Here is a 7094-nt window from a genome sequence, read left to right as displayed (position 1 = left end):
GTTTCGTTGGTGGTTGGTGTGGCGGTGGTGGTTTCGTTGGTGGTTGGTGTGGCGGTCTCCGTCGGTGTCTCAGTCACCGTCCCGGTTTCGTTGGGGCTCGGCGTCGACGTGTTCGCATCAGTCGGCGTGTTGTTCCCCGTCGGCGTCGACGTTTGGGTTATCGTCGGTGGTTCCGTCCCGCTCTCAGTTGTCGTCGGGATCTCGGTGGCGTCCGCTTCGGCATCGCCGCGCACGGGCAGGGCCACATCGACGCGCTCGCCGTCTGAGAGCAGCGCCAGCGTCGGTCCGCCCGCCCCGGCTGCGGCGAGCACGAAGATGGTCACGAGCAGGACCGCGATTCGGTTAGTCCGCATCGTGTACCTCCTCCTCGGCGACCGGCCGAGGCACGCTCGAAACGAACGACTCGGTGCGCTCGGATGCCCCGTGGTTCCGATCCCCCGTCGCGGGCGTCGGCGTTGCGGCCGTCGAGTCCAGCGTCTCGGAGCTATCTGTTCCAGTCACTCGCAGATAGATCAGGAACACCAGGCCGACCAGCGCGCCCGAGAACACGGACATCGTCTCCGGCCGGGGTTGGCCCAACGCCGTCATCTGCCAGTAGGCGTTCCAGGCTGCGTAGCCCACCAGCACGAGGCCGACGGCGATGGCGGCAGTCATATCCCGCCCGGAGAACCCACCAGCGGTTGCCTCCGCCTCGCGAAGCGCGGCGTCGGCGCGTTCGTAGTAGACCCGCGCAGCCTCGGCCTGATCGTAAAGCATGGGGAGGTTATCCGCCTCCTGTCCCGCGGCGCTGGCTGCGCCGCGGCGGGCCCGCAGCTTGCCGTAACTAACGTCGAGGACCAGCAGCGCGAACGGGAGCACCACTAACCCGACGAAGCCGTACTGGCTATCGGCCGCGGTAATCACGGTCCCGACGTAGGGGATCGAGAACGTCACCACCCCCACCACCTGCTCGGAACGGACCGGCACCGGGTCGGGATCTTCGTTGTTGTCACCCTGCGTTCGGAACGTCCGATCGCCGTTTGCGGTTACCACCTCGATAACGCGGTGGGTAGTTGGCGGCCCCTCGCCACGCTCGAAGGTGATCACGTCGCCCACGCCGATCTGAGCTGCTGGGACGCTGCTCACGAACACCACGTCACCCGGCACGAGGCCGGGCTCCATGCTTCCGGTGAGTACGATGTAGCTCTCGTCGGCGCCGACCATTGCGGGCGCCGCGTACGCTGCGAATGGACTTACGGCGAGGAGCACGACTATCGTCAACGCCAGCTGACGCATCGGGAGGGAGCTCATTGGCCACCTCCGTTGCCGTTGTTGTTCCCGTCGTCGTTGCTGTTGCCGTTGCCATTGTTGTTCCCGTTGCCTCCGCCACCACTGTTCCCGGGGGTACCGAGGCTGGGGTCCGAGATCAGGTCCTCGGGGCAGCGTCGGCCATCGTCGACGAACAGTTCGGCGGTGCAGACGCCGACGGTCACATGGCTGATCGATTTCCCGGTCGTGCCGACTGCGCTGTCCGTCTCCTCGTCACGGTACGTGAACACATCGGTTGCGGATTTGACGTGGACCACGCACACGTCGAGTGGGTCGGAAGTGCCGTCGGCCGGGATGACGCCGAACTCGGCAGCGACCGGTTCACCGTCGTCGTTGGTCTCGACGTTCGAGACCGTCAGCCGGTACGCCGAGGAGCCCTCCGTGAACCGGTAGTTTCCGGATCCGAGCGTGTCGTTCACCACCTCGTACTTCCCGACGAGGGGGCAGCACGGGCAGTCGGGAACACAGTCGCTGCGGCCGAGCCCCGCCCCGAACTCGGGGGGTCGCGTGGTCGGGGAAACATGGCGACACTGCACCGCGGCGGCCTCGAGCAGGATACTCAGCGTCTCGTCGCCGACGTAGGCGGGGGAGAGTTCGTACTCGATCAGGAGCTCGAGCGTCGAGCCGGGCTGGACACAGTCTTGGTGGCCGGCAGCGACCGCGTCGCCGCTCGAGTCGAGCGGAACGCCCGCTGCGAACACCGCGAAGAACTCTGTCAGGGTCCCCTCGAAGAGGTGACCGCCCGTACCGTCGGTTCGGGAGACGCTCAGCCGGAGATGTGGGCCGAGCGTCGTTTCCAAGCCGCAGCCAGCTCGAAGCCAGAGATAGGCGGGGTTGGACCCCGACGTATCGGGCACGAGTAACGAAAGCGTCGTGCTCCCGCCCGCGCCGGCTTCGAGCGCGGGCAGATCGAGCTCGATCGGGCCGGACATCGCGTCGACAGGCCCGTCGCCGGTATCGATCTGGAGGTCGACCCGGCCGCTCGTCGCGCTCGCGGCGAGGGTCTCACGATCCACCAGCAGCGCCGCGGTACCGACGCCGGACAGAGTGCCGGCGGCGCCGGCCGCGGTGATACCCGCCAAGAGTTCCCGGCGGCTGATACGGCGGCTCATTCGCTCGCCTCCGCGAAGGGATTGCTGTCATCGCTACACGAGACGGCGATGAACTCCAGGGCGAACTCGAACGAGTCGCTCTGAACGATATTTCCGACGTCGTCGGGGAGTTCCCAGCGGAGCCCGACACAGCGGTTCCCGCCGGCGGGCAGGGCGTCGGGACAGCCATCGCCGCCGTCGAAGGGGAGGCGAACGCCATCGTCGAACGTGTCAGCGACGGCCGTGAACGCACCCACGGCGGTCTCACCGGCGTCGCTTCTGACACGGGGTTCGAACGGGTCGGGCTGGCCATCACAGGAGCCGAAGACGGCGCTGTTGTCCAGCCAGCACAGGATGTCCGTGGACGACCCAAGCTCGCCGACACCGTTGGTGTCGAGGCCTTCGGCGACTATCTCCGGTTCGTTCTGACCGTTTTCAGCGTTCTCGAGGATGCGCGGGCGGAACCAGACGTTCAGATCCGCGTCGATGGCCTGAAGCCCGACAACGAGCGTGCCGCGGTCACCCGGCAGCACGTTCCCCAACGAGACGACGGCGCCCGGCGCGTCGGCGACGTAGCTGGGTTCGAACGATGGGTCGAGGGTGTTGGTGGCGTTGCCGGTTCCGTTTCCGGTCCCGTCCACGAGGACATCGTTGTAGCGCTCGTACCAGGCGACACGGAGAGAGCCCTCCGGCTCCGTCGACTGGGCGAGGGTATAGCGTGAGAACGGCGGGGTGGTGGCCCCGGCAAGCCCCGACCCCGCGACCGCCGCGAGACCGACGCCGCCGAGCGCTGATAACACGCCCCGTCGAGTTGGGTTATTCATAGTATTCTCCCGCGCCCGCCCGATGGGGCGCGTTACTCCCGTAGACGCTTTGGGAGAGCATTAGTACGGGTCGACAGCCTAGAAGTACGATCACCGTTCTCGGGCGGTATGGTGGTCCTGTGCCACCCAACTCTGGGTTCCTCGGTCGATTCTCTGCCTGCACTGGGCTCCCGACATAGGAATCTTCAGGGGACCAAGGCAAAACAAACGATCAAAGAGTCCCGGCCGGTCGGGACAAAAACGAGTAGCTGACTCAGGCCGATGCGAAGGGGTTCTCGGGCTCGTCGTTGTGGCGGCACTGGACTGCCGCGAAGTCGAAGTCGAACTGGACCGAGTCGGTCTGGATCTCGTTGCCGACTGTCTCGGCGTCGATGGACCACTCGAACGCCACACAGTGGGTCCCGGGCCGGAAACACAGCCCGTTGCTCACGCTTTCGCCCAGCAGGGGTGCGGGGTCGAGCGTCATCCCGTCGGCGAACTCGTTGCGGAACTCCGCGAGGGTTCCCTCGAAGATGACCGCTTCCGCGACCACGATGGTCTGGAGGATGGAGTCGAAGATGTCCACGGCGGCGGTCGCGAACTGGGCATCCGCGCTCTGGTAGTAGTCGGTCCCGTCACCGTTGCCCGCCGTGGTGGGGGTGCTACCGGCCATATCCTTGAGGAGCTGGGGCTCACCGTCGCCCAGGTCGTTGATGTCGATCATAACAATCCGGGTGCCCTCGCTCTTGGCAGTGTTGGCCTCGGCCAGTTCGTCGACGTTGGAGTTGAACTGCTCGCCGTCAGTCAGGACGATCATGACCGGTTCGGCGCCGCTGCGCAGGTTCGCCTGCAGGAAGTCGTTGGCCTCGCGAACGGCCAGCCCGAGCGCAGTGCCGCCGACACCTTCGGCGGCCGCCTGCACGTTCGCGACTTCGGTGTCGAACGTTGTCGCATCGTCAGTGGGAGCGAGTGCGATACCTACGTCGTCGCCGGCGGGCGTGCCGTCACCGAGGTAGTCCTCGTTCCCGAAGGTGTAGAGTCCGAGCTCCACGTCCGCGCCGCCGCCGAACACTTCGTCGCCGAAGGCCCCGATGGCGTCCTTTGCGACGTTGAGCTTGGTTGTCGTTCCGCCACTGCTGTCGGCGATGACGCCGCCGTTACCGCTGTAGACCATCGAACCGGAGATGTCCTGGACGACCAGCACGTCCGCGGCGCCGATGCTCTCGTCGTACGTGTTCGAGCAGTTCTCGTCGTACCACATGCGCACGTCAATAGCTTCCGAGAGCTCACCGACGTCGGTCGAGTCGTCGACCCCGGCTTCGGGTTCGCTCTGACCGTTCTCCAGATCCTCGTGGACGTTGCCACGGAAGAACACGTGCGCGGGGTTGTCACAGATGTGGAAACTCATCGTGACTTCGCCCCAGTCGCCGGGCTTCACGTCCGCGAGGTCGAAGATGGGCATGCCGTCGCCGTCGATGAGGCCCACGGTGTCACACGCGAAGCCGACGTCAGCGCGCTGCTCCCACGTCAGGGGGCCATCGATGACCTCGCCGTACTGGTCCAGCATCTGCTGTTCCGTGGGGGCTTGGCCGACGAGTTCGAGGCCGTTCGGGCCGTCGTAGGTCGCCTTGTAGTCGAGCTTGAGGTCGAGCTGGCCAGCCTGCAGGTTGTTGCCCTCGAAGGACTCGGTGTCGTTGAAGTAGGCGGTCGTGCCGAGGCCAGCGCCCGCGGAGGCGAGACCGACGGCACCCATCCCGGCCAGCAGCTGGCGGCGGGTGGTGTTGATCAGTTGCTTGTCTTGGCTCATTGTTGGAAATCGCTCACGACGATCGCGAGCTGAGGACCCGGCGACGGAGTCGAACCGTCACGGGCGGCTACGGAGCCGCCATGCCCGTCGGGCGGGGGACCGGGAGCGATGCTCCCGGCGGTGGGGCGCCCGTGTGGGCGCGTAGTCAGTCGATCAGTTGCCCGTGTCCGTCGCGGTTGTGTTGCCCGTGTCCGTCGGGGTGGGGGTCGGAGTAGGGGTGGATTCGGGGGCGAAGGGGTTCTCGGGCGCATCGTTGTGGCGGCACTGTTCGGCCACCAGCGAGAGATCGAACTCTAGGCTATCCGTCTGGATCTCGTTGCCCACCGTGGTGGGAACCTCCCAGTCGATGGCGATGTACTGGGTCGTGGAGTTGACGAAACACTGATCCTCCTCGTCGACGCGGTTGCCGTCGAGGTGAACGCCGGTTTCGAGCGCATTGATCACGTCAGCCATCGTGCCGTCGACGATGACCTCCTCACCGGAGATGCTCTGGCCGATAGCCGCGAACACCTGCTCGATCGCCGCGAGTTCAGTCGCCAGGTAGGAGTATGCAGCTCCCGAAGAGATCTGTGAGAGCGTGCCCGCGTTGGCGTTGCTGCCGTACGCGATGGTGTAGATAGTCTTACCGTCGGACTTCATGCCGGCGGCGTAACCAACTGCGTCACCGGTGGTCTCGTTCCCGTTGGTCAACACGACGATGATCTCGGAGTCGGCGGTGCCGCTGAACATCCCGTCGGCCGCTGCGAGGCCGGACTCGATGTTGGTTGAGCCGCCCGTGGTGAGGGTACCCAGCGCGGCGTCGATGTCACTCGGGTCGGTGGTGAGTGCCTGGTCGACGGTCGCGGACGAGGAGTACGACGCGAGGCCGAACTGGACGCTGGGTGTGTTGGGTGCCAGCGCGTCGACGAGCGTCTCGACGCCGTCTTTCGCGCCGTTCCACTTCGCGGAGGTCGCGGGGTTGCCGGTGTCGTCGTCCATCGAACCCGAGCGGTCGAGCACGGCGACGACTTCTGCCGTCTCGCCCTCGAACCCGGAGTCGAGTTCACAGTTCCCGTCGTCGTACCAGACGCGGGCGGTCATGTTCTCGGCGAGTTCACCCGCTCCCTCCGGGGTTTCATCGACCTCAGCCTCGGGCTCGTTCTGGCCGTTCTCGGAAGCGCTAACGTTCTCGGTTCCCAGCCAGATGTGGCCGGGGTTGTCGAAGAGGTGCATCGACAGCGAGAGGCAACCGCTGTCGCCGGGCTTGACGTCATCGAGCGCGATGAGCGGCGACTCGAAGTCGTTGGGGACGTCGGCGAACTGCGCGCGGTAGGCGTCTTCGACGGCCTGGGAGGTCTCGTCGTCTTCCATCTCCGCGGCGAGTTCACCGCGGGTCAGGAACTCGTCGCGGATGCCGTCTCCGTCCGCGTCGGGGAACGCACTCACGTACGGGCGACCCGCGGACGCGTAGATGTCGTCGTTCATCGCACCGTGGTAGGTGTGCTGCCAGTCGAGCTTGAGGTCGAACTCACCGGCCTGGAGATTGTTGCCTTCGAAGGACTCGGTGTCGTTGAAGTATGCGGTCGTACCGAGGCCAGCGCCCGCGGAGGCGAGACCGACGGCGCCCATCCCGGCCAGCAGCTGGCGGCGGGTGGTGTTGAACAGTTGTGGTTTGTCGTCCATTGGTTTGTGTTGTGTTTGTTCGTCTGCGGTTCTCTCCGGCTTCCGTAGCAGGAGATCGCCCGTCGGCGGTCTCGCACCGCCGTGCCGGCTCGCCGCCGCAGTGTCGCGGCGGCCCCGGCGGGCCAGAGTCTGCTCGAACGCCCACACGGGCGGTCGGTGGGCGACCACGGGGGCGCCCGTCGCGGTCTGCCTCTGACGACCTACTGCGGCCCGCCGCCGATGATGGCGAGGGGGTAGTGCTGTCGTCGACAGCAAACCTTCGCGGATGGGCCGCGAGAGGCTTTTGCGACAATACCCCCTGGATGGGCGGTGACTTACCCATGAACCGCCTGTATTCCCCCGAACTAGGTGTTCTGCGGCTTGCTTGGACTCCCTGCCAGCCTGGTACGGTCTCCCTCCCACGTCACCACCGATCGGATCGCA

At 66.0% G+C, this 7094-nt stretch carries 5 protein-coding genes and 1 pseudogene; all 6 read right to left on the bottom strand.

Annotated features, from left to right (window positions below):
* Positions 1-353: pseudogene (locus BMZ83_RS15160) on the bottom strand (hypothetical protein); the annotation flags it as partial.
* Positions 343-1290 (bottom strand): signal peptidase I, encoded by a 948-nt coding sequence (locus BMZ83_RS15155; protein ID WP_074880591.1) that lies wholly within the window; start codon positions 1288-1290, stop codon positions 343-345. The gene BMZ83_RS15155 and the pseudogene BMZ83_RS15160, both read right to left, overlap by 11 nt.
* Positions 1287-2420: a hypothetical protein gene (locus BMZ83_RS15150; RefSeq protein ID WP_074880588.1), complete on the bottom strand. Its 1134-nt coding sequence runs from the start codon at positions 2418-2420 to the stop codon at positions 1287-1289. Before BMZ83_RS15150 ends, BMZ83_RS15155 begins: the two co-directional genes overlap by 4 nt.
* A complete protein-coding gene (locus tag BMZ83_RS15145) occupies positions 2417-3199 on the bottom strand; it encodes a hypothetical protein (RefSeq protein ID WP_074880585.1) in 783 nt (260 codons plus the stop codon). The genes BMZ83_RS15150 and BMZ83_RS15145 overlap by 4 nt, the downstream gene beginning before the upstream one ends.
* A gap of 277 nt (positions 3200-3476) precedes the next feature.
* Positions 3477-5009, bottom strand: coding sequence for a vWA domain-containing protein (locus tag BMZ83_RS15140; protein ID WP_074880582.1), 1533 nt, complete (start codon positions 5007-5009; stop codon positions 3477-3479).
* 153 nt (positions 5010-5162) lie between these two features.
* A complete protein-coding gene (locus tag BMZ83_RS15135) occupies positions 5163-6671 on the bottom strand; it encodes a vWA domain-containing protein (protein ID WP_074880579.1) in 1509 nt (502 codons plus the stop codon).
* Between the last annotated feature and the right edge of the window lie 423 nt (positions 6672-7094).

Origin of the sequence: Halolamina pelagica (genome assembly GCF_900115675.1) — an archaeon.
Classification (GTDB): Archaea; Halobacteriota; Halobacteria; order Halobacteriales; family Haloferacaceae; genus Halolamina; species Halolamina pelagica.
Note: the sequence above shows the minus strand (reverse complement) of the source record. Positions and strands in the feature narration are given on the sequence as shown.